The sequence below is a fragment of the Streptomyces cellostaticus genome (assembly GCF_023630175.1).
Classification (GTDB): domain Bacteria; phylum Actinomycetota; class Actinomycetes; order Streptomycetales; family Streptomycetaceae; genus Streptomyces; species Streptomyces cellostaticus_A.
The window spans coordinates 1-26738 of record NZ_JALLIN010000019.1; the positions used below are offsets into that span (position 1 = coordinate 1).

Here is a 26738-nt window from a genome sequence, read left to right on the forward strand (position 1 = left end):
CCCGCGCCGGGCCCCCCCCCACCCCGTGCGCGTCCTTCGGACCGGCCCGCCTTGACAGCGCCGGTCCGCGGACCGCACTATCGCCCCGTGAACCTGTCAGACAGCCAGACAGGTGGTCCGGGCCCGCGGCGCGTCAGCGCCATGGAGGCGGTCCTCGGCCACCTTCGCGGCGCCATCGAGCGCGGCACGTACGCCGTGGGCGACAAGCTCCCCTCCGAGGCCGAGCTGTGCCGCACCCTCGAGGTGTCCCGGCCCGTGCTCCGCGAGGCGCTGCGCGCCCTGCAGACGATGGGCCTGACGGTCTCCCGGACCGGCAGGGGGACCTTCGTCGTCGCGGACCGCGTCGACGAGCCCACCTTCGGCGACTACACGGCCGGCCACCTGCTGGAGGTCCGCCGCCACGTCGAGATCCCGGTCGCCGGATACGCGGCGACCCGCCGCACCCCGGACGACCTGGACCGGCTCGGCCGGCTGCTCGACCGCATGGAGCGGGAGACGGACACCACCGCGTGGGTCGCGATGGACAGCCTCTTCCACCTCGCCGTCGCCGAAGCCGCCCAGAACCCGGTCTTCCGCCGGGTCATCGAGGAGATCCGCGACGCGCTGGCGCGCCAGTCGGCCTTCCTCAACGAACTGGGCGGGCGCCGCGAGCAGTCCAACCGCGAGCACCGGGCGATCGTCGAGGCCCTGGTGGACGGCAGCGAACACGACGCCGTCCAGGCCATGAGCCACCACCTGGACCGCGTCGAGACGACCCTCACCCACATCGTGCGCGCCGGACACCCGGACACACCACCCGGCGGCGGCCCCGACGCGTGACCCGCGGCCGGTGCCGCCGGCCCGGCCCGTCGCCTTCCCCGCCGCCCTCGCCCCCCGCTCCCACCACCGATTCAGGCAGTGATGTACAGCAGCTCTCCCGCGCCCGCGCCCGTCGTCCGCGAACCCCGGCACACCCCCGTGGCCCACCTCGTGCGCGGCGGGATCGTCGAGGGGGTCCACCACGGCTCGGTCGTCGTCCTCGGCGCCGACGGCCGTGTCCAGCTCCAGCTCGGTGACATCGAGGCCGCGTTCTACCCCCGCTCGGCCCTCAAGCCCCTCCAGGCCCTGGCCATGCTGCGCGCCGGGCTCCCGCTGGACGGAGCGCTGCTCTCGCTGGCCGCCGCCAGCCACTCCGGCGAGGAGCGGCACCTCGACGGCGCCCGGCGGATCCTCGAACTCGCCGGGCTCGGCGAGGACGACCTGCGCAACGTGCCCGACATGCCGTACGGCCCGGCCGTCCGGGACGCCTGGGTGCGCGCGGGCCGGGAGCCCTCCCGGCTCGCCCAGAACTGCTCCGGCAAGCACGCGGCGATGCTGTGGACCGCGAAGCTCAACGGCTGGTCCCTGCCGGGCTACCTGGACCCGGCCCACCCGCTCCAGCGGGCCGTCGCGGACACCGTCGAGGAACTCACCGGCCAGCCGATCGCCCGGGTGACCGTCGACGGCTGCGGCGCACCCCTGTTCTCCGTCTCGCTGCACGGCCTCGCCCGCGCCGCCGCCCGCCTCACCACCGCCGCGCCGGGCACCCCCGAGGCCCGGGTGGCCGACGCGATGCGCGAGCACGCCGAGATGGCCTCCGGCGCCGGCCGGGACGTGGCCGAGCTGATGCGGGCCGTGCCCGGCCTGCTCGCCAAGGACGGCTTCGAGGGCGTTCAGGTCGCCGCCCTCCCGGACGGCCGCGCCGTCGCGGTCAAGATCGCCGACGGTGCGAACCGGGCACGCATACCGGTGGCCGCGGCGGCCCTGGCCCGAGCCGGAGTCGACCCCGCCGCACTCACCGCCTTCGCGGGCGAGCCGCTGCTCGGCGGCGGGGAGCCGGTCGGCCGGATCCGGCCGGTGCCCGCACTCGACCCGGTCCCGCCGCGGGCCGGCGCCTGACCACCCGCTCAGCACCCCGTACCTCCGAAAGAGGCAGCACCCCGATGACCCCCGTCACCCGAAGCGAGCACGACCTGCTCGGCGACCGCGACGTACCCGCCGACGCGTACTGGGGCATCCACACCCTGCGCGCGACGGAGAACTTCCCCATCACCGGCACCCCGATCTCCGCCTACCCGCACCTGATCGACGCCCTGGCCGCCGTCAAGGAGGCCGCCGCCCTCGCCAACGAGGAACTCGGCCTGCTGGAGCCACGGAAGGCGGCCGCGATCGTCGCCGCCTGCCGGGAGATACGCGCGGGCGACCTGCACGACCAGTTCGTCGTGGACGTCATCCAGGGCGGTGCCGGGACGTCCACCAACATGAACGCCAACGAGGTCGTGGCCAACCGCGCCCTGGAACTGCTCGGCCACGAAAAGGGCCGGTACGCGCACCTGCACCCCAACGAGGACGTCAACCTCGGCCAGTCCACCAACGACGTCTACCCCACCGCCGTCAAGATCGCGACGGTGTTCGCGGTGCGCGGCCTGCTCAAGGCCATGGCCGTGCTCCAGGACGCCTTCGCCGGGAAGGCCCTCGAGTTCCGCGACGTGCTGAAGATGGGCCGCACCCAGCTCCAGGACGCCGTGCCGATGACCCTCGGCCAGGAGTTCTCGGCGTTCGCCGTGATGCTCGACGAGGACCGCAGCCGGCTCGCCGAGGCCGTGGAACTGGTCCACGAGATCAACCTCGGCGCCACCGCCATCGGCACCGGCCTCAACGCGCCGGCCGGCTACGCCGAGGCCGCCCGCCGCCACCTCGCCGCCATCACCGGACTGCCCCTGGTCACCGCGGCCAACCTGGTCGAGGCCACCCAGGACTGCGGCGCCTTCGTGCAGATGTCCGGCGTGCTGAAGCGGATCGCGGTCAAGCTCTCCAAGAGCTGCAACGACCTGCGCCTGCTGTCCTCCGGCCCCCGCGCGGGCCTCGGCGAGATCAACCTGCCCCCGGTGCAGGCCGGCTCGTCGATCATGCCCGGCAAGGTCAACCCCGTGATCCCCGAGGTCGTCAACCAGGTCGCCTTCGAGGTCATCGGCAACGACGTCGCCATCACCATGGCCGCCGAGGCGGGACAGCTCCAGCTCAACGCCTTCGAGCCGCTCATCCTGCACTCCCTGTCGCAGAGCATCACCCACCTGCGCAGCGCCTGCCTGACGCTGGCCGAGCGGTGCGTCGCGGGCATCACCGCCAACACCGGGCGGCTGCGCGCCGCCGTGGAGAACTCCATCGGGCTGGTCACCGCGCTCAACCCGTACATCGGCTACACGGCCGCCACCGACATCGCCAAGGAAGCCCTCGCCACCGGCCGGGGCGTGGCCGAACTCGTCCTGGAGAGGGGCCTGTTGCCCGCCGACCGGCTGGCCGGCCTGCTGCGCCCCGAGATCGTCGCGGGCAGCGGGACGCCGGCCCCCTGACCCCGCGCGGGCACGCACGACGCACCCGGACCGGCCCGGAGGCACAATGGCGATCATGACAACGACGTCGTCCCCCGCCTTCCTCCCGGTCCTGGAGCGCATCGAGCAGGAGCTGGGCCGCACACCCGGCCGCGGCCGCCCCGCCGACTACATCCCGGCCCTCGCGGCCTGTGACCCGCGCAGCTTCGGCATGGCCGTCGCGGAACCGGACGGCACCGTCCACGGAGTGGGGGACTGGCGGCAGCCGTTCTCCACGCAGTCCATCACCAAGGTGTTCACGCTCGCCCTGGTCCTGGCCCGCGAGGGCGACGAACTCTGGGAGCACGTCGGGCGCGAACCCTCCGGCAACCCGTTCAACTCCCTGGTGCAGCTCGAGTACGAGAACGGCATCCCGCGCAACCCCTTCATCAACGCGGGCGCGCTGGTCGTCACCGACCGCCTGCAGACCCGCAGCGGTGACGCCGCCGGCGAGCTGCTCGCCTTCCTGCGCACCGAGAGCGGCAACCCCGGCCTCGACTTCGACCTGGAGGTCGCCGCCTCCGAGACCGCGCACGGCGCCCGCAACGCGGCCCTCGCCCACTTCATGGCGTCGTACCACAACATCGACAACGACGTCCCGGTGCTGCTCGACCAGTACTTCCGGCAGTGCTCCGTCGCCGCCTCCTGCGCCGACCTCGCCCTCGCCACCGGCTTCCTGGCCCGGCACGGCATCCGCGCCGACGGCACCAGGCTGCTCACCCGCAGCCAGGCCAAGCAGGTCAACGCGGTGATGCTGACCTGCGGGACGTACGACGCGGCCGGCGACTTCGCCTACCGGGTCGGACTGCCCGGCAAGAGCGGCGTCGGCGGCGGGATCATCGCGGTGGTCCCGGGCCGCTGCACCCTGTGCGTGTGGAGCCCCGGGCTCGACGAGCGGGGCAACTCGGTGGCCGGTGTGGCGGCCCTGGACCGGTTCACCACGCTCACCGGCCTCTCGGTGTTCTGAACCGGGCGGCGCCGCCGCGCCACACGCCGGTCATGTGCGGGCCGCCCGCCGGTGCGGGGGGTGTCGTCTTCCGGCCACCCGGCGTTGCCACGCTGACCCGGTGCTGGCCATGGCCCTTCCCCTCGACCTCCGCCGCTGCCAGGTGCTCGGCCTGGCCGGTACCGCCTTCCTCGCGCTGGGCGGGGAGACGGCGGGCGCCCTGCCGGTGGCGGACCTGCTCGCCCCCGCCTCCGCACGGGCCGCGCTCGGCCTGGTCGCGGTCTACTGCGGTGTCGTGCTGCTCACCGCTGCCTGGGCGCTGCTCGGCCGGCTGGTGCACGGCCCGCGACCGCCCGGCGAGCGCTCCCTGCTGCTGGTCCTCGCGCTCTGGGCGGCGCCGCTGCTGCTCGCGCCCCCGCTCTTCAGCCGGGACGTCTACAGCTATCTCGCGCAGGGCGCCATGGTCGACGCCCACATGGACGTGTACGCCCACGGCCCCGACCTGCTGGGCGGCCCGCTGGCCGACGAGGTCGCGCCCGTGTGGCGGCACACGGCCGCCCCCTACGGTCCGGCGTTCCTCGCCCTGGCCTCCGCGCTGTCCGCCCTGACCCGCGGCGAACTGCCCGCCGGACTGCTGGGCATGCGCCTGGTCGCCGTGCTCGGCGTCGCCCTCATGGCGGTGGCGCTGCCCCGCCTGGCCCGGCACAGCGGCGCCGACCCGGTCGCCGCGCTGTGGCTCGGCGCCCTGAACCCGCTGGTCCTGCTGCACCTCGTGGCGGGCGCCCACAACGACGCGCTGATGCTCGGCCTGCTGGGGCTCGGCCTGGTCGCGGCACTCGGCCGGTGGCCCGTCCTCGGCACGGTGCTCATCACCCTGGCAGCCCTGGTCAAGGCGCCCGCCGCGCTCGGCCTGCCCGCGGCGCTGGTCCTCCAGCTCCACGCCGGCCGCGGTGCCCTGCGCGCCACGGTGACGACGGCGGCCGGCGCCGCGGCGACCACGGCCGCGGCCACCGCCGTCGCCGGCACGGGGTACGGCTGGATCGGCGCCCTGGACACCCCCGTCTCCTCGCACAACTGGGCCCTGACCAGCCTGCTCGGCCGGGGCACCGGCGCCCTGCTCGAACACCTCGGCAGCGGCCTGGCCCCGCTCGCCGTGCCCGCATGGCATCTGCTGGGCCTGGTCGCCACCGCCGTCGCGGTGGCCCTGATCTGGCTCCGGCTGCGCCTGCTGCCGGTGTACGCCCTCGGGCTGAGCCTGCTCGCGGTCGCGGTGCTGGGCCCGGCCCTCCGGCCCTGGTACGTGCTGTGGGGCCTGTTCCTCATCGCGGCGGCCGCGCCCAGCACCTCGGTGCGGCACCGGGTGGCAGCCCTGGCCGGTGTGCTGGCGCTCGCGGTGCTGCCGAGCGGCGGGCCGCCCCGGCCCGGCCAGCTCGCCCTCGCCGTCTGCGGCGGCGCGCTGGGTCTGGTCGTGCTGTGGCAGGCCCGGCAGGCCGCCGAGGCACCGGCGGCGGGACGCACCGCGTGACCGGCCCGTCCCTGCCGCGCACCGGCTCCGGCCGCCTGCTGCTCGTGGCGGCCCTGGCCGCCGCGGTGACCGTGTTCACGGCCACCGTGCCGCTGCTGCGGGACTTCTTCGACCTGCGCGTCTACTACGGCACCGTGCACACCTGGATCGGGCACGGGGGCCGGATCTACGACTACCGGGTGCCGGGGACGTCGTACGGCTTCACCTATCCGCCGTTCGCGGCGCTGCTCATGCTGCCCCTGGCCGCCATGGGCCGGCACACCGCGATCGCCGCCTCTTTGCTGGTGAACCTGGCCGCGCTGGCGGTGGTCCTGGGCGTCCTGGCCGGTCCGGGCCCGTGGCGGCACGGCTGGTTCCGCTGGTCGCTGGCGCTGTGTCTGCTCGCGCTGTTCGAGCCGCTGCGGGACACCTTCAGCTTCGGGCAGGTCAACCTGGTGCTGCTCGCCCTGGTGCTCGGCGACGCCTGGCTGCTGCGGACCGGCCGCGGCCGCCGGGCGGGCGCCGGGATCGGGCTGGCCGCGGCGGTGAAGCTGACGCCCGCCCTGTTCATCGCCCTGCTGCTGCTCGCCCGGCGGTGGCGGGCGGCCGCCGTGGCGAGCAGTACGGCCCTCGCGGCGACCGGGCTGGCCGCCTGGGCGTACCCGGGCGCGTCCCGCTTCTACTGGACCGGGGCACTGTGGGACACGAGCCGCGTCGGGCGGCCCGACTACGTGTCGAACCAGTCGTTGCAGGGCGTCCTGGCCCGGCTCGGTGAACCGGATCGCGGGCTGTGGGCCGGTGCGGTGCTGCTGGTGCTGTGCGCGTGGGCGTGGCGCGCCCGCCGGGCGGTGACGGCCGGCGACTGGCCGGCGGCCTTCGCGCTCACCGGCGCGGCGGCCTGCCTGGTCAGCCCGGTCACCTGGGTCCACCACCTGGTGTGGCTGCTGCCGTCCCTCGCGGCGCTGGTGCGCGCCGGGTACCCGCGTCTCGCCGGCGCCCTGTTCGCGGTGCTGTGCACCAGCGTGGTGTGGCTCTGGGCCGGGGACGCCTCCGGCCCCGGCGGCTTCGTCGGCGGCAACGCCTACACCTGGGTCACGCTCGGTCTGCTGCTGGGCCTGCCGGCGGGTCAGCCGCGGGTGACCCGGCCGTTCCTGGCCCGCAGCGCCAGCGCCACCGCCGCCGCGCCGAGCCCGGTGAAGCCCACGACGGCCGCGGTGGGCGACCAGCCCGAGGCGTCGTCCGGCGGCGGGGCGGCAGTCACCGCGGCGGGTGCGGCGGCCGCGGCCGCGGTGCCTCCGGGGCGCAGCGCGTCGAGCGAGCCCACCGGGTCGACCCGCCCGGCCGCGGCGAATCCCCAGTCGAGCAGTTGGCGGGCCTCCTCGTACACGGCGAAGCCCCCGCCCTCCTGAGGGTTCATCACGGTGACCACGAGGGTGCGGCCGTCCCGGCGCGCCGCGGCGACGAGGGTGTTGCCCGCGTTGCTGGTGTAGCCGTTCTTGATCCCGATCAGCCCGGGGTACGGAGCCACGCCGTCCTCACCGGTCAGCAGCCGGTTGGTGTTCTCGATCTGGTAGGGCCATCCGTCGCCCGGGAACTGGGACCGGGCGGTGGAGCAGTAGCGGGCGAAGTCGGGGTTGCGCAGCCCGGCCCGCCCGAAGACGGCCAGGTCGTAGGCCGAGGACACCTGGCCGTCGGCGTCGTAGCCGTCGGGGGAGACGACATGGGTGTCCAGGGCGCCCAGGGAGCGTGCCTTCGCCTGCATCTTCCCGGCCGTGGCCTGCCAGCCGCCGTCCAGGGAGGCGAGGACGTGCACGGCGTCGTTGCCCGAGCTGAGGAAGACCCCGCGCCACAGGTCGGCCACCTGGTAGCTGTGCCCCTCCTCGACGCCGACCAGGCTGCTGCCCTCGCCGACGTCCTCCAGTTCCCGGTAGTCGACGGTGTGCCGCATGGCGGAGGGCAGGCCGGGCAGCACGGTGAGGGCGAACAGGGTCTTCAGGGTGCTCGCCGGCGGCAGCTCGCGGTGCGCGTCGGCGGCGGCCAGCACCTCGCCGCTGTCGGCGTCGGCGACCAGCCAGGACAGCGCGGAGACGTCCGGGACCTCGGGGGCACCCCGGCGGAGCCTGACCTGTGTGCCGGAACGCTGGAGCAGGGCCGGCTTGGGCACCGACGCGCGTGGCCCCGGCGGCGCGGGATCCCCCGCACGGTGTGCGGTGGAGGCGGCGGCCGGTGCGAGGGCGAGGGTGCCCGCCACACACAGGGAGCAGGCCGTGACGGCAACCCGACGAGAGAATCCGGTGATCATAGGATCAACGTAGGAAGCGAGGGCGGGGCAGGCGCGCCGTCCGGGCCGGACGGCCTACGGGAGCAACCCGGAGGTGGCACCGCGGTCGCCCCGCGGCGTACCGGGCCCGTCGCCCGCGGCCGGGCGGAGCCGTTCAGCCGCCGGGCAGGGTCGGCTGGACGCGGCGCAGGAACGTGGCGTTGTCGGGGGTGTCCCGCATGCGCTCGAGCAGCGTCTCGAGGGCGCCCGGCCCGCCCGCACGCGGGCGCAGGACCCGGCGCAGACCCCTGGCGGCGGCCAACTCCGAGGGAGAGAGCAGCAGTTCCTCACGACGAGTGCCGGAGGCGTCGATGTCCACGGCCGGGAAGACCCGGCGGGCGGCGGGTTCCCGGTCCAGCCGGAGCTCCATGTTGCCGGTGCCCTTCAGCTCCTCGAAGAAGTAGCCGTCGGCCCGTGAGCCGGTGTCCACCAGGACGGTGGCGAGGATGGTGAGCGAGCCGCCCTCCTCGGCCTGCCGGGCGGCGCCGAAGAACCGCTTGGGGCCGAGCAGCGCGCCCGCGTCGACCCCGCCGCTCAGGGTGCGCCCGCCGGCGGCCGACGCGTTGTTGTGGGCCCGGCACAGCCGGGTCAGCGAGTCCAGCAGGACGACGACGTCCTCACCGGCCTCGACCAGCCGCTTGGCCCGCTCGACGACCAGGTCCGCCAGGGCGATGTGCTCCCCGGCCGGGCGGTCGAAGGTGGAGGCGTACACCTCGCCGCGCACCGAGCGCCGCATCTCCGTGACCTCCTCGGGCCGCTCGTCCAGCAGCAGCACCATCAGCCGGCAGCCCGGGTGGTTGCCCGCGACGGCGGCGGCGAGCTGCTGCAGCAGTACGGTCTTGCCGCTCTTCGGCGGAGCCACGATCAGCCCGCGCTGCCCCTTGCCGACGGGCGCGAAGAGGTCGGTGACGCGTCCCGCCAGGCCTGCCGCCGGGTGCTCCAGGCGGAGCCGCTCGTGAGGGTGCAGCGGAGTGAGGTCGTGGAAGTGCCGGCGGGAGCGGACGTCCCCGGGGGCGTGGCCGTCGGCCGGCGTGATGCCGGTCAGGCCGCGGCGCCGCGCGGTGCTCTCGCCCCGCACGAGATCGCCCCTGCGCAGGCCGTGACGGCGGATCAGCGCGGGGGAGACCTGCGGGTCGGCGGGGGAGGGCAGCAGGTGGGCGGCCCTCAGGTACCCCTGCCCGCGCGCGTCGACGTCCAGGACACCGGTGACGGGCCGGGCGGCCGGGGGCTGCTGTGCGACAGGGGGGTGTTCGAGTGTGCTGGTCATGGCCGGAAGGTCCTTTCACGGACGGCGGGCGGAGGAGGGAGCGGGAGGGGCCGCGAACGGGAGGCGGACCCACACGGGTGCCTCCGGGCGGCGGGAAAAGGCCACCTCGGGCACGGCGCGGAAGGCCTGCTCACGAGGTGGTGCCGGGAAACCGATGCGCCGGAACCGGAACCGGGTACCGGCGGGCCGATCGGCGTGACGAGGGAGAACTGGCACCGGCGTCCGCAAGGGGACGTGCACGAGTGCTGCGGGCAGAGTACCACCCCGTGGGGTGGCAGGCCCGTGATCCCGTCGGCACCACGTCGCCACGGACCATGCCCGATGACGTGAAACCCCAGGCCGAGCGCGTCCGACGGGCCTACGATCGTCGGCGTCGTCCTCGTCGTACGAGCGTCAGGAGTTGCCGGTGGAGACCACGCCCGACATGCCGTCGCACCGTCTGGACCCCGCCGGCGGCTGCCCGCACGCCGACAACGCGCGATTGCTGGCCCGCGGCGCCGTGACCCCGGTCGAACTGCCCGGTGGCGTCGCGGGCGCGGCCGTCCTCGGGCACGAGGCGCTCAGGGAGTTCCTGCAGCACCCCGGGGTGGCCAAGGACGCGCGTCACTTCACGGCGCTGCGCGAGGGGCTGATAGCCGAGGGATGGCCGCTGCGCACGTTCGCGACCGTACCGGGCATGACCACGGCCGACGGCGAGGACCACCGGCGGCTGCGTTCCCTGGTCGGCCGCGCCTTCACCCCACGACGCACCGAGGAACTCCGGCCCCGCGTGGAGGAGCTGACCGAGTCCCTGCTGGACGGACTGGCGGCGGCCGCCGCGGCGGGCGGGGGCGTGGCGGATCTGCGCCGCCACTTCGCGCTCCCGCTGCCGATGGGCGTCATCGGTGAACTCCTCGGAGTGGACGCCGGGTTCCGGGACCGGCTGCACCACCTCAGCAGCCGGATCGTGGCCACCGACACCGGGCCCGCCGAGGCGGTCGCCGCCAACCGTGAACTCCTCGCCGTCCTCGAGGAGATCGCCGCCGCCAAGGCCGCCGCTCCCGGCGACGACCTGACCAGTGCGCTCATCGCGGCCCGGGACGAGGGCGGCGACCGGCTCGGCCGGCAGGAGCTGATCGGCACGCTCCTGCTGCTGATCGTCGCCGGACACGAGACCACTCTCAACCTGATCACCAACGCCGTGCGCGCCCTGTGCGGCCACCGCGACCAGCTCGACCTGGTGCGCGCGGGCGGGGCGGGCTGGGCCGACGTCGTGGAGGAGACCCTGCGCTGGGACGCCCCGGTCAGCTACTTCCCGTTCCGCTATCCGGTACGCGACCTCACCGTCGACGGCACGCTGATACCAGCCGGCACCCCCGTCCTGGCCGGCTACTCCGCCGCGGGGCGCGACCGGTCGGCGCACGGCCCGGACGCCGACCGCTTCGACGTCACCCGGCCCGCCCGTCCCGACGCCGTACGCCACCTCTCCCTGGGGCACGGCGCCCACTACTGCCTCGGCGCCCCCCTGGCCCGGCTGGAGGCGACCGTCGCCCTGGAGCGGCTGTTCACCCGCTTCCCCGGACTCGAACTCGCCGTCCCCGAGACGGAGCTGGCCCCGCACGCCGGCTTCGTCGGCAACAGCGTGCGCGCCCTCCCGGTGCGTCCGGTGTCCTGAGCGGCGGGGCCGGCCGCACCCCGGTCACGGAACTGCCCGCGCTCGCCGATGTGTCCGACCGGCTGAAGACGGACACCGAGACGACCCTGGAGCGGCTCGGGGACTGACGCCGGGCGGCGGTGCGGACCGCGCCGCTCACACGGACCGGGCCTGCGCCTCCCGCGTGATCGAGTCGAACCGGGCTCCCATGGCCGCGGCGAGCGCCTGGGCGCCCGAGAGGGGACGCACCATCACCGTGAGCTCGTCGATCAGCCCGTCGTCGTCGAGGTGGATGAAGTCGCAGCCGCTCAGTTCCCGGTCACCCACCCGGGCCCGGAACACCAGCGCGTGGTCGCGGCCGTCGGCGCCGGCGAGTTCCCGCTCGTACCGGAAGTCCTCGAAGACCTGGGAGACCCCGCGCAGGATCGCGGCGGTGATCGCCTTGCCCGGGTACGGCTTGAAGACGACGGGGCTGGTGAAGACGACGTCATCGGCCAGCAGCGCCTCGACGGCCTCCATGTCGCCCGCCTCGACGGCCTCACGGAAAGCGCGCATCGGACCACCTCGCATAGTCAACTAATTGAATAGGTGCGGCTGAGGGTAATGACCGGCTGCTAGCGTGTCCACATGTCGCTCAGGTACGCCGTCCTGGCAGCCCTGCTGGAGGGGGAGGCCTCGGGCTACGAGCTGTCCAAGGTGTTCGACGTCTCGCTCGCGAACTTCTGGCCCGCCACCCCGCAGCAGCTCTACCGTGAGCTCGAGCGCCTCGCGCACGAGGGACTGGTCGAGTCCCGCACGGTGCCGCAGGAACGCCGGCCCACCAAGCGGATGTTCACCCTGACCGAGGCCGGCCGGACCCGGCTGCGCGCCTTCGCAGCCGAGCCGCCGAGACGGCCCACCGCCATCCGCGACGAACTCCTCATCAAGATCCAGGCCATGGACGGCGGCGACCCCGGGGTGGCCCGGGCGCTCGTCGAGGAGCGCGCGGGCTGGGCCCGCGGCAGACTCGACCGCTACGAGCGGGTGCGCACCCGCCTCCTCGGCGGACGCGCCGAGGAGGAGTACCTGCGCGCGGCCGACCGGATCGGCCCGTACCTCACCCTCATGGCGGGCATCGCCTTCGAGGAGGAGAACCTGCGCTGGTGTGAACGCGTGCTGCGCGTCCTCGACCGGCGGGCGACGGCGGTGCGCCCGCAGGGTTCGGGCTGAGGCGATGTTCAGTGCCGAGGGCCCCGGTCTGCGCGAGCTCGCCGTGCAGGCGCTGTCGTCCGTGGAGCACGGCTACGACCTGCTGGCCCCGAAGTTCGACCACACCCCGTTCCGTACGCCCGACTCGGTGCTGGAGCCGGTTGCCAGGGCGCTGGCACCGCTCGGGCCCTTCGGGGACGGCCTCGACCTGTGCTGCGGCACCGGGGCCGGGGCCGGGCTGCTGGCGGGTCTGTGCGGCCGCAGTGTCACCGGGGTCGACTTCAGTGCCGGCATGCTCGACGTGGCCCGCCGCCGGGTGCTCCCCGGCGGACCGGACGTCGGCTGGGTGCGCGCGGACGCCCGGGCCCTGCCGTTCGGGCGCGCCTTCGACCTGGTGGTCAGCTTCGGCGCGTTCGGCCACTTCCTGCCCCGCGAACTGCCGGGGTTGTTCGCACAGGTCCGCTCGGTGCTGCGGCCGGGCGGCAGCTTCGCCTTCCCCCTCTTCGCCCCGCCCCGTCCGTGCGGTCCCACGTTCTGGACGCTGCTGGGCTTCGACACGGTGATGCGGGTGCGCAACGCCCTGTGGCGGCCCCCGTTCGTCATGTACTACCGGACCTTCCGGTTCGGTGACGTCCTCGGCGGGCTGGCCCGGACCGGCTTCACGGTCGGGCTGCGGACGCTGCCCGAGTTCGGGTGGCGCGACGACGGCAGCCCCCGCGCCCGCCTCGTCGTGGCCCGGTCTCAGCCGGCCGAGGGCAGTGTGAACTCGTAGACCAGCGCGTCCCGTTCGGAGTCGACCACCAGGTCGGTGATCTCCAGTGGGCGCGCGTACTGGTCGTGCACCCGGCGGGTCACCCGGACCGACGAGGCGTCGCCGACCTGGGTGATGGAGTCCCGGTGGTGCAGAGTGAGTCCGGCCTTGCGCATCCAGTCGTACGCGCGGCGGAGCTGTGCCGGGGTGGCCCCGTCCGCCCGGTCGCGGTAGCGGCCCAGCTCCGCGACCTCCCTCAGCGCCACCGCGGAGAACGTTGTCAGCGCCGTGCGCAGCGAGCGGCCGTCCGGTGCGGCCGAGCGGTAGCGGTGCACGAGCGCGGGCCGGTGCGGAGCCAGCCCCAGCGCCCGCGCGTGCTCCGGTGGCGGCGCCTCCCAGGTCACCGTCGCCCGGTCCACCGCGCACGGGTCCGCGGGACGGGCGCCGACGGGGAAGGTGAGCGAGACCGGGTCCTCGACCGGGCGGCCGGGCAGGGTGGCGTGGCTGCCCCGCCGGTCGGTGGCGACCAGGCCGCCGCGGCGCAGCACCTCCAGCGCCTGCCGTACGGTCTCCCGGCTGACGCCGAAGTGCCGGGCCAGGTGCCGCTCGCTGGGCAGCCGGTCACCGGGCGGGACGGTGCCGTCGTGCAGTGCGTCGAGGAGCAGCGACGCGACCCGCCAGTACAGGGGCCGGCCGTCGGACTGCGGGGGGTCGAGCGGGGTGGTGCGGGCCATGCCGCGCCTCCTGTGGTGACAAGACGTAGTCGAACGGGCTCATTGCGCGACCACATCTAGCATTGGTCTAAACCACGAGGGAAGAGCGGTCCGGTGGTTCGGCCGAAACCCACCCGCGCCACCGGGCCTCACAGGGCGCCGTAGACCGCGCTCACCAGGGCCGTCTTGCGCGGGTCGTCCGCGATGTGCGGCCCCATCCGGTTCATCGTGTACCCGAGCGAGACCTCCGCCTCGGGGTCCGCGAGTCCGCAGGAACCTCCGAACCCGTCGTGTCCGAAAGCCCGCGGGTTCGGTCCGTAGGAGCCGTGCGGGCCGCTCAGCCACAGGCCGAGCCCGATCTCCGTCTCACCCTCGAACCCCGCGCCCAGCACCAGATCGCGGCAACGGCCCTGCCCCTCGCGCACCCGCTCCGCCGCCCGCGGCGACAGGATCCGCCGATCGCCGCGAGCGCCCCGGCCGGCCAGGACGCCGTACAGGGCGGCGACCGAGCGGGCGGTGCCGTGCCCGTTGGCCGCCGGGATCTCCGCCGCCCGCCACGCGGCCGTGTTCGCCTGCGCCGCGCCCACCAGCGGGTTGGTCAGGGCGGCTACCGCGGCCGGCGGCAACTGGCCGAAAGCGGCGGCTCCTCGACCGTCGCCCCGGGACGGCGCGTGAACCAGCTCGGCGGCCCGGCCGGCCTCCTTCTCCGGCAGGCCGATGGTGAAGTCCAGCCCCAGCGGCCCGGTCACCTCCCGCTCCAGAAACGCCCCGGGGCGCAGCCCCGACACCCGGCGCACCACCTCACCGACGAGGAAACCCCAGGTCAAAGCGTGATACCCGGACCGGGTGCCCGGCTCCCACCAGGGCTCGGTGGCCGCCAGTCGCGCGGTCGTCAGCTCCCAGTCGTAGAGCTGCTCGACGGAGTGCGGCTCCCGCAGCCCGGACAGCCCGGCGCGATGCGACAGCAGATCCCGAACCGGTACGTCCTCCTTGCCGGCCGCCGCGAATTCCGGCCAGTAGGCCGCCACCGGCCGGTCGAGGTCGAGCAGGCCCCGGTCGGCGAGCAGATGCGCGCACAGGGCCACCGGCCCCTTGGTGGTGGACCACACGTTGACCAGCGTGTCCCGCTCCCACGGCCGGGTGCCCGCCGCGTCCGCCCAGCCGCCCCACAGGTCGACCACCGTCTCGCCGCCGACGGTCACGGCCACGGCGGCGCCCAGCTCGCCACGCTCCCGGAAGTTCTCCTCGAACGCCTCCCGCACCGCGGTGAAGCGCGGATCGCAGTGCCCCTGAACCTGTGCCTCGTGCGTGGACATCCAGCCTCCGTCGTCGCCGGGAACCCGGGCGGCGGCGCGGCCCGGGGCGCCCTAGAACGTACCGACTGGTCGGACTGGAGGGAAGGAGGCGAACCGGACCGGGCCGCCCCGCGGGCGCGGCCGCTCCCCACCGCTTCCGGTCAGGCGTACGCGCGCAGCCAGCGCAGCTTGCGCTCCTCCTGGAACGGACCGCCGCCCTCGTGGTCGTTGAAGTCGTACACCTCGATCGCCTTGTCCCGGTGCGCCCAGGCGTGGAACGCCGCGAACACGGTCGACGGCGGGCAGGTCTGGTCCTCCAGGGCGGCCGAGAAGAGCGCCGGCGCCCGGCCGCGGGCCGCGAAGTGCACGCCGTCGAAGTAGGAGAGCGTGCGCAGCGCGTCCTCCGCGCGGCCGCGGTGCGTCCTGAGGAACAGGCCGATCTCCCGGTAAGGGTGACGGTCGGTCAGCGTCGTCGCGCGGGGGAAGTCGCACAGGAACGGCACGTCGGGGGCGACCGCGACCAGATCGGGCAGCAGACCGCCGACGGCGAGTGAGATCCCGCCGCCCTGGCTCTCGCCGATCACCACGGTCCGCGCCGCGTCGGTGAGGGGGTGCGAACGGGCCGTCTCCACGGCACGCACGGCGTCCGTGAACACCCGGCGGTAGTAGTAGTTCTCGGGCGCGTCGATGCCCCGCGTCATGTACCCGGGGAAGGCGGGTGCGGCGCCCACCGGGTCCGCCGTGCCGCCCCCGCCGCCCCAGGCGCTGCCCTGGCCGCGTGTGTCCATCACGAAGTGCGCCCGGCCCGTCGACGCCCACAGCAGGTCCTCGTGCGCCAGCCCGCGCCCGCCGCCGTAGCCGATGAACTCCACCACCAGCGGCAGCGGTTGCGAGGCGCCGGCGGGCAGCCGCAGCCACCCCTTGACCGGATGGCCCCCGAAACCGGCGAACGTCACGTCGTACACCTGGACCGTGGACAGCCCGGTGTCCACCGGCTCGAACCGGGCGTCCAGCTCGTGCCGGCGCGCCTCCCGCAGAGTCCTGTCCCAGAAGGCGTCGAAGTCCCGCGGCTCGGCGGAGGCGCTGCGGTACTCGCGGAGTTCTTCGAGCGGGAGGTCGAACAGGGCCATTGTGAACCGCCTTTGTGAACGGATGGACAGCGGGGGTTCACGGTACGTGGGCGGCCGGACGACCCGCCCGGCCGGCACGGCTCTCCACCGGCCGGTGGGACCGGTGGCCGGCACGCCGGCCACCACGGGGAAGGCGCCCGGCGAAGTATCCCGTCCGTGGGGCGCCACGGTCCCGCCCCCTCCACACGGCGGTCGGGCCGCTCACCCGGTCACGCCCGCGGCTGGGTCCACCTCGGGCCCGTGCGCGCCCATTCCCGTTCCCACTCGTCCATCCGGTGGCGCAGCGCGGCCCGGCGCTGCACGGCGTACCCGAGCAGGATCACGGCCACCGAGCCGCCCGCCGCGCACAGCCCCACCGCGACCGTGTGCTGCCAGACCGCCACCTCGTTCGGCGGCGGGGCGACGGCGCGGCCCCGGGCGTCGAACCACACGGTCACCACGTCACCCGCCCGGCTGTCGGCGGGCACGCGTGCCACCGCGTTACGCGTGCCGGTGCCCGGCTCGGTCCAGCGGACCTCGGCCCGGTAGGGATACGCGCGATCGCCCCGTACGGGGCGCCGCCGCGCGGACTCGTCGCCGATCACCGAGGCCCGCACCTGGTGCCGCTCGGTCCGCAGCGCCGTGGCGCGCGACCGCGCCTGCTCGTGGGCGTACAGACCGGCCGCCACCCCGGCCAGGGGAGTGACCACGAACAGCAGGACGGCGGCGACCAGGACCGTCCAGGCCTCCATGACGTCCGACCTGCGCCGCAGCGGATTGTGCCGCCAGCGCCAGCCGCGCACCCGGGTACGCATGCCCCACCTCCTCGCCGCAGCCGGAGGACGGTCGGGGCCGCGGAACCGGCCGGGCCGTCCTCCCTCGCCTCGCACGAAGCGTCCGCACCCGTCTCGTACCCCGTACGGAGCGCCTCGCGCGCATCACCCACCGCGAGTTCAAGCCCTCCTCGCGCCCGGGGCCGCCCCGCCGCCGCGCGGGCTGCCAGGGGACTCAGCCGAAGCGTTCGATCCGGATCCGCTCGACCGGCTGCCCCGCCTCGACCAGCAGGCGGGAGGCATGCTCGGCGAACCCGTTGGAGCCGCACACATAGGCCTCCCACCCGCCCGGAGGCCGCTCGGCCACCAGCGGCGCCACGTGTTCGGCCGCCAAACGACCCACCGGCACGCCCGCGGGGGCGCTCCGCGTGAACACGGCCGTCGTCTCCGCGCCGAGCTCCCCGGCGTAGATCAGCTCCCCGGGGCTGCGGGCCGACACCAGCATCCGCAGCGGCACGCCGAGGCCCCGCGTCCGGTGGTGCCGCACCATCGACATCAGCGGTACGACGCCGGAACCCGCCCCGAGCAGCAGCGCGGGCCGGTCGCCCGGCCAGGCGAAGAAGCCGCTCAGCGGGCCGCGCAGCTCGATCGTGTCACCGGGCCGGGCCGTGGTGTGGAACCAGCCCGAGACCTCGCCGTCGCGCACATGGTCCAGGGTCAGCTCGAGGTGGCCGGAGTCGTCGGGGGCGGACGCGATCGAGTAGTGGCGCTGGGCCACGTAGCCGTCCGGCGCGGTCAGCCGCAGCATCAGATGCTGGCCGGGCAGATGTCCCGCCCAGTCCGGCACCGCGAACCGGAAGGTGGCCGCGTGCGGGGTCTCGCGGCGGATCCCGGTCAGCGTGGCGGTCTGCCACACCGACGCGGCCCGCTCGCTCACCGCGATGCGTCCGGGCACGGCGAAACGCGTCGCCGGGACGCGGGGCGCAGGCACTGTCTCAGTCACCGGAGTACCGCTGCTCCTCCCAGGGATTGCCCCGTTCGTGGTAGCCGTTCCCCTCCCAGAAGCCGGGCTCGTCGTGATCGAGGAGCGTGATGCCGGCGATCCACTTGGCGCTCTTCCAGAAGTACAGGTGCGGCACCAGCAGCCGCGCCGGGCCGCCGTGCTCGGGCGCGAGCGGCTCACCGCCGTACTCCCAGGCGATCCAGGCCCGGCCGCCCGTCAGGTCGGCGAGCGGGAGGTTGGTGGAGTAGCCGGTGTGCGAGTAGGCGACCGCGTGGGTGGCGGCCGCGGCCGGCCGTGCCACGTCGAGGAAGGTGTCCAGCGCGACGCCCCCGAAGCGGACCCCGAACTTCGACCAGCCGGTCACGCAGTGGATGTCGCCCTCGTACTCCGACGCGGGCAGCGCCCGGGCCCGTTCCCAGTCCCAGGTGTGCGGCCGCTCCACCAGCCCGTCGATGCGGAAGGACCAGTCTGCGGGGGTGAGGCCGGGGGTGACCTCGGCGGACAGGACGGGCCACTCGTCCCGCGCGTCGTACTGCCCCGGCGGCAGTCCGGGATCGGTGACGCGGGGGCGACCCGTGAAGCCTCGGGTGACGTTCATGGTTTCCACCGTACGCTGTCCCCGCGCGCGCTCCGTCCCAGGTCAGTGCGCCGGTCATGACGGCGGAGCGCACTCGCCCCGCCCTGCCCCGCGAAACGTCTCGCGCGGCCGGGAACAACCGCCGGCCGCCGCTCCTTGGCACCGGGTGCCGGCCGTTGCGCCGGTGACGGTGCGACGGAAGTGAGGCAAGAGGATGTCGAAGGCGTATGTCTGCACGCGGCGCGGCGGCCCGGAGCGCGGGGCCCCGACCGACGTGGACCGGCCGGGCGCCGGCCCGGGAGGGGTCCTGGTCGCGGTCCGCGCGGCCGGGACCCCGGGGGAGGCCGTCGTCGAGGTGGGTGGATGAGCGCCGGACTCCGCCCCCAGGCGCCCGTGGTTCCCCACGTCCTCGACAACCCCGCCCTCGCCTCCCTGGGCGGCCCGCACGCGCACTTCGCCGAGCGGCGCGGCCGGGTGCTGCGCTACCCGCTCGACGTGTCCCCGTGGCTGGGGCTGCCCGACCAGCCGGACGCGGACGACTGGGCGGACCTCGCGGCACTCGCCGGCCCCGGCGCCGAGGTGCCCCTCTCGGGCTACGTAGGACAGGTGCCGGACGACTGGGAGGTGACCTTCCGGTCGGAGGGGCTGCAACTCGTGGACGGCGGCGTCGCCGCCGCGCCGGACCCGGAGGCGGTCCCGCTGGGTCCGCGCGACGTGCCGGAGATGCTCGACCTGGTGCGGCGCACCCGGCCCGGGCCCTTTCTGACCCGCACCGTCGAACTGGGCACCTACCTCGGTGTCCGCCGCGACGGCGTCCTCGTCGCCATGGCGGGGGAGCGGCTGCGCCCGCCGGGCTGGACCGAGGTCAGCGCGGTCTGCACCGACCCCGCCCACCGCGGCGAGGGCCTGGCCGGCCGGCTGATCCGCGCCGTGGCGCACGGTGTGCGCGAGCGCGGCGAGACCCCGTTCCTGCACACCGGTGCGCGCAACGCGCACGCGCTCCGGCTCTACGAGTCGCTCGGCTTCCGGCTGCGCCGCCGCACCGCGTTCCTCGCGGCACGGGTCCCGGAGCGGCCGACGGCCGGCCGGACGGCGGTACCGGTGTCCTAGGGGCCGTCGGGGCCGTCGGGGCCGGCTGCCGGGCCCGAGGACGCCGGACCCGGCCAGGCGGGTGCGGGGGCCACGGCGATGCGCTCGGCCCGGCGTCTCGTGCGGCGCACCGGCCGCGCCGCCGCGCCGCACGAGACCACCGTGACCAGGTCGGGACGGCCGCCGCGGCAGGACGGGTCCGGTGCGCTGGGGTAGGGTGACCGTCCGGTCGCGGAGTGTCCGCGCCGACCTGCGACGAAGGAGGTGGGACCCATTACCGCTGTGTCAGCCCGGGTACTCCCTCCTCGTGACGGCTTGCTGTGAGCGTGGGAGCGCCCTTCGGCTCCGGTTCTCCGAAAGGCTCTCGGCCCGCATGTCCTTCCTGCCCTCCCTTCCCCCGCTCCCCGCCTCCGCCGTCGTCTCCGCGTTGCGTGCCGCCGGTTGCGTCTTCGCCGAGGACGAGGCGGAGTTGATCCTCGGCACCGCTCGCACCCCCGCCGAGCTGGCCGCGATGGTGGACCGGCGCTCCGCCGGGCTGCCGCTCGAACACGTCCTGGGCTGGGCGCGGTTCCACGGTCTGCGCATCGCCGTGGAGCCCGGTGTCTTCGTGCCGCGCCGCCGCACCGAGTTCCTGGTCGACCAGGCCCTGGCCCAGGCCCCGGACGCCGCGGTCGTCGTCGACCTGTGCTGCGGCTCCGGTGCGCTCGGCGCGGCCCTGGCCGCCGCGCTCGGCCCCGTCGAGGTGCACGCCGCCGACATCGACCCGGCCGCCGTGCGCTGCGCCCGCCGCAACCTCGCCCCCTACGGCGGCCGCTCCCATGTGGGCGACCTGTTCGACGCGCTGCCGCCGGCGCTGCGCGGCCGGGTCGGCATCCTCACGGCCAACGTGCCCTACGTGCCGAGCGCCGAGGTGCCGCTCCTGCCCGCCGAGGCCCGCGACCACGAACCGCCGGCCGCGCTCGACGGCGGCGCGGACGGACTCGACGTCCTGCGCCGGGTCGCCGCCGGAGCTCCGGACTGGCTGGCGCCCGGCGGCGTCCTGCTGACCGAGACCGGCGAACGCCAGGCCCCGGCGGCGGTGCAGGCCTTCACCGACGCCGGCCTGACGGCCCGTACGGCGGTGTCCGAGGAGCTGTACGCCCATGTGGTGATCGGCGTACGGCGACGCTGACGCGGCCCGGCCCGGCCCGGTGGGCGAGCGACAGGAGTGTCACGACCGGTCCGGGGGCAGCTCCTTCGCCCGGGCGATGAGCAGCGCCACGTCGTCGTGGTTGTCCGGGTGGTGCAGTGTGCGCAGGAGGAGGTCGCAGGCCTCCTCCAGCGGTCGGGCCGGGTCGTCCAGCAGGGACAGCAGGAAGTCCAGGCGCTCGTCCAGCGAATGGCAGCGGGTCTCGACCAGACCGTCGGTGTAGAACACCAGCACGTCGCCCGGCTCGAAGTCGACGGTGACGGTGGAGAACTCCACCCCGCCCACCCCCAGCGGCACCCCGGTGGGCAGGTCGAGCAGTTCCGGTGGGCGGCCCGGCCGGACCCGGGCCGGGGGCAGATGCCCGGCGTTGGCGATCCGGCACTGCCGCAGACGCGGGTCGTGGACGGCGTAGACGCAGGTGGCGATGGAGTGGTCCAGGGCCGAGGTCGTCTTGTCCAGGTGCTCCAGCAGCAGCGCCGGGTCGAGTCCGAGCGCCGCCAGCGTGGTGGTCGCGGTACGCAGCCGCCCCATGGTCGCGGCCGCGCTGATGCCGCTGCCCATCACGTCGCCCACCACGAGCGCCGTCCGGCCGCCGTCCAGCGGGATCACATCGAACCAGTCGCCGCCGACCTCGCTGGTGGCGCCCGCCGGCTGGTACCGGGAGGCCACCTCCAGACCGGTCGTCACCGGCGGGCGGCTCGGCAGCAGGCTGCGCTGCAGGGTGAGCGCGGTGTTGCGGGCGTCCTGGTACCAGCGGGCGTTGTCGATGTGCACGGCGGCGCGGGCCGCGAGTTCCCGGGCCAGCAGGACGTCGTCCTCGTCGAAGGGCGCCGGATTGCGGGTCCGCTTGAGATCGAGGGCGCCCAGCACCTCCCCGCGCGCGATCAGCGGCACGGCGAGATAGGAGTGCAGGCCCGCCCGGTCCAGCAGGGCGGCCGCCTCCGGCGAGCGGGCGATCCGCGGCAGGTCCTCGTCCTTCACCCGCGGCACGAGCACCACCTCGCCCGTGCGCACGCACTCGGTGACGAGCCGGTCCGGCCCGTACCGGGCGACCTGGCCGGGCGGGTCGGCGGCGCGCACGCCGTCCGAGTCGTCCGCCGGGCGCACCGCGAGGGCCCGGATCACCGCCCCCTCCGACGGGCCGAGGGCGCCGGGCCGACCCTGCACCACCGCGTCCAGGAGGTCCACGGCGGCGATGTCGGCCAGCGCCGGCACCGAGACCTCGGCCAGCTCGCAGGCGGTGCGCTCCAGCTCCAGCGTGGTGCCGATCCGTACGGAGGCGTCCGCGATGATCGCGAGCCGGCGGCGCGCCGTCTCCGCCACCTGCGAGGCCCGGTGCTGCTCGGTGATGTCGACCAGCGAGACGGCGACGCCGAGCACGTTGCCCATCGCGTCCTCGAGGCGGTACAGCGACTGCGACCAGGTGCGGTCCCGGTCCGGGTCGGCCGGGGTCCGGCCGGCCAGCGGCGAGTCGATGAGCGGGACGCCCGTCTCCAGGACCCGGCGGGTCGCGGCCTCCAGGGCGTCGGTGTCCAGCATGGGCAGCACGTCGCGCAGCCTGCGCCCCGCGTGGTCCTCGGCCGGCACGCCGTTGTTCCTGGCCAGGGCGGCGTTGACGGTGACGAACCGCAGCTCGGTGTCGAGCACGGCGAGCCCGATCGGCGACTGCTGCACCATCCGCTCGGACAGTGCCACGTCCTGCTCCAGGCGCCGCACGGTCGACTGGTCGGCGGCGAGCCCCAGCGCGTACACGTTCCCCCGGTCGTCCAGCAGCCGCATGTTGCGGAACTCCACCAGGCGGGTGCTGCCGTCCTTGCGGCGGATGGGGAAGCCGCCCGCCCAGCTCTGGCCGGTGCGCATCACATCGGCGAACAGCTTGCCGACGAGCTGGATGTGCCGCTCGTCCACCATCAGCCGGGCGGCGTACCGGCCGAGGGCCTCCCGCGCCGAGTAGCCGAACAGCTCCTCGGCCTGCGGGCTCCACAGCACGATGCGGCCGCTGTCGTCCAGCACCACCGACGCCACCCGGAGCACGTCGAGCAGGCCACCGGCCCGCACCGGTCCGCGCACCGGCTCGTTGCCGTCCGCCGCCGGAGGTCCGGCTGCACTCATGCCACGCACCGCCTTCGCCCGATCGCACGGCACGCCGTCCCCTGTGCCGACTCCCCTTGTTCCACCGCGCTCACACCGACTCTCCGCGCCGACGCACCTGTCTCCACCATCTCTCAACCGGGAGACGGGCGTACGCCGAAAGCACCGCCCGGCGGCGTGGCCGGGGCGGTCGTGCCCGCCCCGGCCACGCGTGGCCCCGGGCCGCGAGAGTTCAGGCCATGGTGCTCCCATGGCCTGTACATGACTACTCCGTCGGGCCAGACTGTCCGCCGACCGAGTGCACCCGCCCCCCTTCCGAGGAGCCGGCCATGCCCGCTTCCCCCCGTGCCAGGCAACGTTGTCACGCGATCCTGACCGGACTCGCCGTCCTGGCCACCGCCGCGGTCGTGTCCCTCGCCGCGCCCGCCCCGGCCCGCGCCGCCGGCACCTGGACCGAGACGGGCTCCGACCGGGCCGATCCGCTGACCGAGAGCCAGGGCCTGGCCTCGGTGGAGGTCCCGGCGAACAGCCCCAACCGGTACACCGGCATCGGCACCATCCCGATCGGGGTCGCCGCCCGCGGCTGGAACCACGTGGGAGACCCCGACGCCTCCTACGACGGCCACTACATCGAGCCCTACCAGCGTGACTCGGGCGGCTCGAAGATGTACCGCGTGCGGGCTCCGGGCGGCGGCTGGTCGGAGTACGTCCACGCGCTGGACCCGGGCGAGGCCCTGAACAACTCGTGGGCGGCGGTCTCGCCCGACGGCCAGTGGATGCTGTCCGGCGAGTGGGGCACCATGAACCGCCTGCTCGTCCTCCCCACCCCGGGGGTGAACCCGGCCACCTCGCCCTCGGCGAACCTCCCGCGGGTCTCCACCGTCGATCTCGACCACGCCGTGCGCGACGTCCAGGGCTGCGACTTCTCCGGACCCACCACGCTGCTCTGCTCCTCCGACGACCCGGACGGCTCCCTCTTCGGCGTCACCAAGCCGCTGCTGCGGATCGACCTGTCCGCGGCACCGAACGGGACGGCGGACGTCGCCGGCCATGTCACCGCCCTGCGCCAGTTGCCGCTGCGCAGCGCCTGCTCGGGCGGCTTCGAGGCGGAGGGCATCGACTACGACCGCCGGACCGGGGTGCTGCGCGTCGTCGTCGTGTCGCCCGGCTTCTGCGTCCTCACGGACAGCAAGACGTACAGGTTCACCCGCGGCTGAGGGGTACGGGGCCCCGGCGGCCGAGGTGTGCCCGCCGGTCCGTGGTGCTTTGCTGAGGGTGCAGGCGGTGCGGCGGGGCGGCCCGCCGCACCGCGGCGCGGCCAGGAAAGGAGCGATCATGGAGAGCACGGACCGGTCGCACCAGGAGACCGTCTCGGTGGAGATCAGTGGCTCCAAGGAGGACGCCCGCCTCGTATTCGACGCCCTGAACAGCTGCTTCGCTTCGGACCGCACCCCCGAGGAGGTGCCGAGGCAGCTCCACGAGGTCCGTCCGATGGTGTGGCTCGGCATGTACGACGTCGCGGACGCCCGCGGGCCGGGCTGTCCGCCGGTCCACCTCGACGCGCCCATCCTCGCGGACGTCCAGGGCAGCTACTGGGCCGTGGACCGGTTCCGCACGACGCTGGACTCGATGTTCACCGTCGAGGAGACCTGCACGGCCTCCGGCGACCAGGAGCGTGACCTGCACCTGCGACTGGAGAGCCGCTGACCCGGCGGGAACGGACGGCGAACCCACCGCGGCGCCCCGGGACGGCGACGAGCCGGCCGGGGCGCCCTCGCGTCGGAGTGGCCGGGCTCACCCCCCACTGTTTGTGCAACTAGTTGCACAACGGCGTGCGCTTCCTCTACAACAAGAGGCGACCGCACCCCGCACGGAGGGCCCCCATGAGCCGATACCCGCACCTGATGTCCCCGCTCGACCTGGGCTTCACCACCCTGCCCAACCGCGTGCTCATGGGCTCCATGCACGTCGGCCTGGAGGAGGCCGAGCGCGGCTTCGAGCGGATGGCGGCGTTCTACGCGGCCCGCGCCCGCGGCGGAGTGGGCCTCATCGTCACCGGCGGCATCGCGCCCAACGACGAGGGCCGGCCCTACGAGGGCGGCGCCCGGCTCACCACCGAGGCGGAGGCCGAGCAGCACCGGACGGTCACCGAGGCCGTGCACCGCGAGGGCGGCCGGATCGCCATGCAGATCCTGCACTTCGGCCGGTACGCCTATCACCAGGACCTGGTCGCCCCGAGCCCGCTTCAGGCGCCCATCAGCCCCTTCGTCCCGCGCGAGCTCAGCGACGCCGACGTCGAGCGGACCATCGAGGACTACGCCCGCGCCGCCCGCCTCGCCCGGCGGGCCGGCTACGACGGCGTCGAGATCATGGGCTCCGAGGGCTACTTGATCAACGAGTTCATCGCGACGCAGACCAACCGGCGCACCGACCGCTGGGGCGGCACCTACGAGAACCGGATGCGCTTCCCCGTCGAGATCGTCAAGCGGGTGCGCGAGGCCGTCGGCGAGGACTTCATCATCGTCTACCGGCTGTCCATGCTGGACCTGGTCCCGGGCGGCTCCTCCCTGGAGGAGGTCGTCACCCTCGCCAAGGCCGTCGAGGCCGCCGGTGCGACGATCATCAACACCGGCATCGGCTGGCACGAGGCCCGCATCCCCACCATCGCCACCTCCGTGCCGCGTGGCGCCTACACCTGGGTCACCAGGAAGCTGATGGGCGAGGTGTCCGTCCCGCTGGTGACCACCAACCGCATCAACACCCCCGAGCTGGCGGAGGAGTTGCTCGCCGGCGGCGGCGCGGACATGGTCTCCGTGGCCCGCCCGATGCTCGCCGACCCCGACTTCGTCGCGAAGGCCGCGGCCGGGAAGCCGGAGGCCATCAACACCTGCATCGGCTGCAACCAGGCCTGCCTCGACCACACCTTCAGCGGGAAGATCACCTCCTGCCTGGTCAACCCGCGCGCCTGCCACGAGACCGAACTGGTGCTGTCCCCGACCCGGCTGGCCAAGCGGGTCGCGGTCGTCGGCGCCGGTCCGGCGGGACTGGCCTGCGCCGTCAGCGCCGCCGAACGCGGCCACGCCGTCACCCTGTTCGACGCCGCGAGCGAGATCGGGGGCCAGCTCAACGTGGCCCGCAAGGTCCCCGGCAAGCAGGAGTTCGACGAGACGCTGCGCTACTTCCGCCACCAGCTCGACGAGCACGGTGTCGACGTACGGCTCGGCGCCTGGGTCACCCCGGCGGACCTCGACGGCTACGACGAGGTCGTCGTCGCGACCGGCGTCACCCCGCGCGTCCCCGACATCCCCGGCGCCGACCACCCCCGCGTCCTCGGCTACCTCGACGTGCTGCGCGACGGCGCCCCCGTCGGCGACCGGGTGGCCGTGCTCGGCGCCGGCGGCATCGGCTTCGACGTCGCCGAGTACCTCACCGACGGCGGCGACAAGGCGAGCGAGGACCCGAGCACGTACTTCCGCAACTGGGGCGTGGACATGGAGTACCGGGCGCCCGGCGGCCTCACCGCCCCGCTCCGGCCCGCCCCGCCCCGCAGCGTCCACCTCCTGCAGCGCAAGACCACCAAGGTCGGCGCCGGACTGGGCAAGACCACCGGCTGGATCCACCGCACCGAACTCAAGCACCGGGGGGTGACCATGGTCCCGGGTGTGCGCTACGACCGGATCGACGACGCCGGAGTGCACATCACCGTCGACGGCGAGAGCACCGTCCTGGAGGTGGACACGGTGGTGCTGTGCACCGGCCAGGAACCGCGCCGCGACCTGTACGAGGAGCTGGTCGCGGCCGGCCGCAGCGCCCACCTGATCGGCGGCGCCGACGTCGCGGCCGAGCTGGACGCCAAGCGGGCCATCAAGCAGGGCACCGAGCTGGCGGCGGCACTGTAGGG

General features: G+C 74.7%; 23 protein-coding genes and 1 pseudogene. 14 read left to right on the top strand and 10 right to left on the bottom strand.

Annotation, left to right across the window (positions count from 1 at the left end; all coding sequences use genetic code 11):
- Positions 1 to 141 precede the first annotated feature (141 nt).
- From MXD57_RS14125 to MXD57_RS31800, 6 genes are all read left to right on the top strand, one after another.
- Entirely contained in the window at positions 142 to 819 is a 678-nt protein-coding gene (locus tag MXD57_RS14125; protein WP_250401846.1) for a FadR/GntR family transcriptional regulator, read from the top strand.
- 81 nt (positions 820 to 900) lie between these two features.
- Complete coding sequence (locus MXD57_RS14130) at positions 901 to 1917, top strand: asparaginase (protein WP_250401752.1); 1017 nt, start codon at positions 901 to 903, stop codon at positions 1915 to 1917.
- Positions 1918 to 1961: 44 nt separating this feature from the next.
- A complete protein-coding gene (gene aspA, locus MXD57_RS14135; RefSeq protein ID WP_250401753.1) occupies positions 1962 to 3371 on the top strand; it encodes an aspartate ammonia-lyase in 1410 nt (469 codons plus the stop codon).
- 46 nt (positions 3372 to 3417) lie between these two features.
- Entirely contained in the window at positions 3418 to 4356 is a 939-nt protein-coding gene (locus MXD57_RS14140) for a glutaminase (protein ID WP_250401754.1), read from the top strand.
- Positions 4357 to 4465: 109 nt separating this feature from the next.
- Positions 4466 to 5860, top strand: coding sequence for a polyprenol phosphomannose-dependent alpha 1,6 mannosyltransferase MptB (gene mptB / locus MXD57_RS14145; protein ID WP_250401847.1), 1395 nt, complete (start codon positions 4466 to 4468; stop codon positions 5858 to 5860).
- Positions 5857 to 7248 (top strand): glycosyltransferase 87 family protein, encoded by a 1392-nt coding sequence (locus tag MXD57_RS31800; RefSeq protein ID WP_308290749.1) that lies wholly within the window; start codon positions 5857 to 5859, stop codon positions 7246 to 7248. Before mptB ends, MXD57_RS31800 begins: the two co-directional genes overlap by 4 nt.
- Before the next feature lie 59 nt (positions 7249 to 7307).
- On the opposite strand, the pseudogene MXD57_RS14155 reads toward MXD57_RS31800, so the two are convergent.
- Both MXD57_RS14155 and rho read right to left on the bottom strand, forming a co-directional pair.
- A pseudogene (locus MXD57_RS14155) lies at positions 7308 to 8141 on the bottom strand (D-alanyl-D-alanine carboxypeptidase family protein); the annotation flags it as partial.
- A 133-nt stretch (positions 8142 to 8274) separates the two neighbouring features.
- On the bottom strand, positions 8275 to 9426 hold the full coding sequence (gene rho / locus MXD57_RS14160; protein WP_250401756.1) for a transcription termination factor Rho: 1152 nt from the start codon (positions 9424 to 9426) through the stop codon (positions 8275 to 8277).
- 424 nt (positions 9427 to 9850) lie between these two features.
- Here rho and MXD57_RS14165 point away from each other — a divergent pair, with 424 nt between their 5' ends.
- Entirely contained in the window at positions 9851 to 11080 is a 1230-nt protein-coding gene (locus tag MXD57_RS14165) for a cytochrome P450 family protein (protein ID WP_250401848.1), read from the top strand.
- Between the two features lie 135 nt (positions 11081 to 11215).
- Here the strand turns inward: MXD57_RS14165 and MXD57_RS14170 are convergent, their stop codons facing one another.
- A complete protein-coding gene (locus tag MXD57_RS14170) occupies positions 11216 to 11614 on the bottom strand; it encodes a nuclear transport factor 2 family protein (protein WP_250401757.1) in 399 nt (132 codons plus the stop codon).
- Positions 11615 to 11686: 72 nt separating this feature from the next.
- On the opposite strand from MXD57_RS14170, the gene MXD57_RS14175 reads away from it, so the two are divergent.
- Positions 11687 to 12268, top strand: coding sequence for a PadR family transcriptional regulator (locus tag MXD57_RS14175; RefSeq protein WP_250401758.1), 582 nt, complete (start codon positions 11687 to 11689; stop codon positions 12266 to 12268).
- A 4-nt stretch (positions 12269 to 12272) separates the two neighbouring features.
- A complete protein-coding gene (locus MXD57_RS14180; RefSeq protein ID WP_250401759.1) occupies positions 12273 to 13019 on the top strand; it encodes a class I SAM-dependent methyltransferase in 747 nt (248 codons plus the stop codon).
- On the opposite strand, the gene MXD57_RS14185 is transcribed toward MXD57_RS14180, so the two are convergent.
- The 6 genes from MXD57_RS14185 to MXD57_RS14210 form a co-directional block, all read right to left on the bottom strand.
- A complete protein-coding gene (locus MXD57_RS14185; RefSeq protein WP_250401760.1) occupies positions 12989 to 13732 on the bottom strand; it encodes a GntR family transcriptional regulator in 744 nt (247 codons plus the stop codon). The genes MXD57_RS14180 and MXD57_RS14185 overlap by 31 nt on opposite strands.
- 128 nt (positions 13733 to 13860) lie before the next feature.
- On the bottom strand, positions 13861 to 15027 hold the full coding sequence (locus tag MXD57_RS14190; protein ID WP_250401761.1) for a serine hydrolase domain-containing protein: 1167 nt from the start codon (positions 15025 to 15027) through the stop codon (positions 13861 to 13863).
- 140 nt (positions 15028 to 15167) lie between these two features.
- Entirely contained in the window at positions 15168 to 16136 is a 969-nt protein-coding gene (locus MXD57_RS14195) for an acetylxylan esterase (RefSeq protein ID WP_250401762.1), read from the bottom strand.
- Positions 16137 to 16345: 209 nt separating this feature from the next.
- Complete coding sequence (locus tag MXD57_RS14200) at positions 16346 to 16930, bottom strand: Rv1733c family protein (RefSeq protein ID WP_250401763.1); 585 nt, start codon at positions 16928 to 16930, stop codon at positions 16346 to 16348.
- A 193-nt stretch (positions 16931 to 17123) separates the two neighbouring features.
- Complete coding sequence (locus tag MXD57_RS14205) at positions 17124 to 17843, bottom strand: ferredoxin reductase (protein ID WP_250401849.1); 720 nt, start codon at positions 17841 to 17843, stop codon at positions 17124 to 17126.
- A 40-nt stretch (positions 17844 to 17883) separates the two neighbouring features.
- Positions 17884 to 18489, bottom strand: a complete 606-nt coding sequence (locus MXD57_RS14210; RefSeq protein WP_250401764.1) for a molybdopterin-dependent oxidoreductase — start codon at positions 18487 to 18489, stop codon at positions 17884 to 17886.
- Between the two features lie 342 nt (positions 18490 to 18831).
- Here MXD57_RS14210 and MXD57_RS14220 point away from each other — a divergent pair, with 342 nt between their 5' ends.
- Together MXD57_RS14220 and MXD57_RS14225 are read left to right on the top strand one after the other, a co-directional pair.
- Positions 18832 to 19578 carry a GNAT family N-acetyltransferase gene (locus MXD57_RS14220; RefSeq protein WP_250401765.1) on the top strand — a complete coding sequence of 249 codons (747 nt, stop codon included), beginning with the start codon at positions 18832 to 18834 and terminating at the stop codon, positions 19576 to 19578.
- Positions 19579 to 19930: 352 nt separating this feature from the next.
- Positions 19931 to 20728 carry a putative protein N(5)-glutamine methyltransferase gene (locus tag MXD57_RS14225; protein ID WP_250401766.1) on the top strand — a complete coding sequence of 266 codons (798 nt, stop codon included), beginning with the start codon at positions 19931 to 19933 and terminating at the stop codon, positions 20726 to 20728.
- A gap of 39 nt (positions 20729 to 20767) precedes the next feature.
- Here the strand turns inward: MXD57_RS14225 and MXD57_RS14230 are convergent, their stop codons facing one another.
- Positions 20768 to 22858, bottom strand: a complete 2091-nt coding sequence (locus MXD57_RS14230) for a SpoIIE family protein phosphatase (RefSeq protein ID WP_250401767.1) — start codon at positions 22856 to 22858, stop codon at positions 20768 to 20770.
- Positions 22859 to 23166: 308 nt separating this feature from the next.
- Here MXD57_RS14230 and MXD57_RS14235 point away from each other — a divergent pair, with 308 nt between their 5' ends.
- The 3 genes from MXD57_RS14235 to MXD57_RS14245 all read left to right on the top strand — a co-directional run bounded on the left by MXD57_RS14235 (position 23167) and on the right by MXD57_RS14245 (position 26736).
- Positions 23167 to 24054: a hypothetical protein gene (locus tag MXD57_RS14235; protein WP_250401768.1), complete on the top strand. Its 888-nt coding sequence runs from the start codon at positions 23167 to 23169 to the stop codon at positions 24052 to 24054.
- 118 nt (positions 24055 to 24172) lie between these two features.
- Positions 24173 to 24544, top strand: a complete 372-nt coding sequence (locus MXD57_RS14240; RefSeq protein ID WP_250401769.1) for a hypothetical protein — start codon at positions 24173 to 24175, stop codon at positions 24542 to 24544.
- A 176-nt stretch (positions 24545 to 24720) separates the two neighbouring features.
- On the top strand, positions 24721 to 26736 hold the full coding sequence (locus tag MXD57_RS14245) for an NADPH-dependent 2,4-dienoyl-CoA reductase (protein ID WP_250401770.1): 2016 nt from the start codon (positions 24721 to 24723) through the stop codon (positions 26734 to 26736).
- The last annotated feature ends 2 nt before the right edge of the window (positions 26737 to 26738 follow it).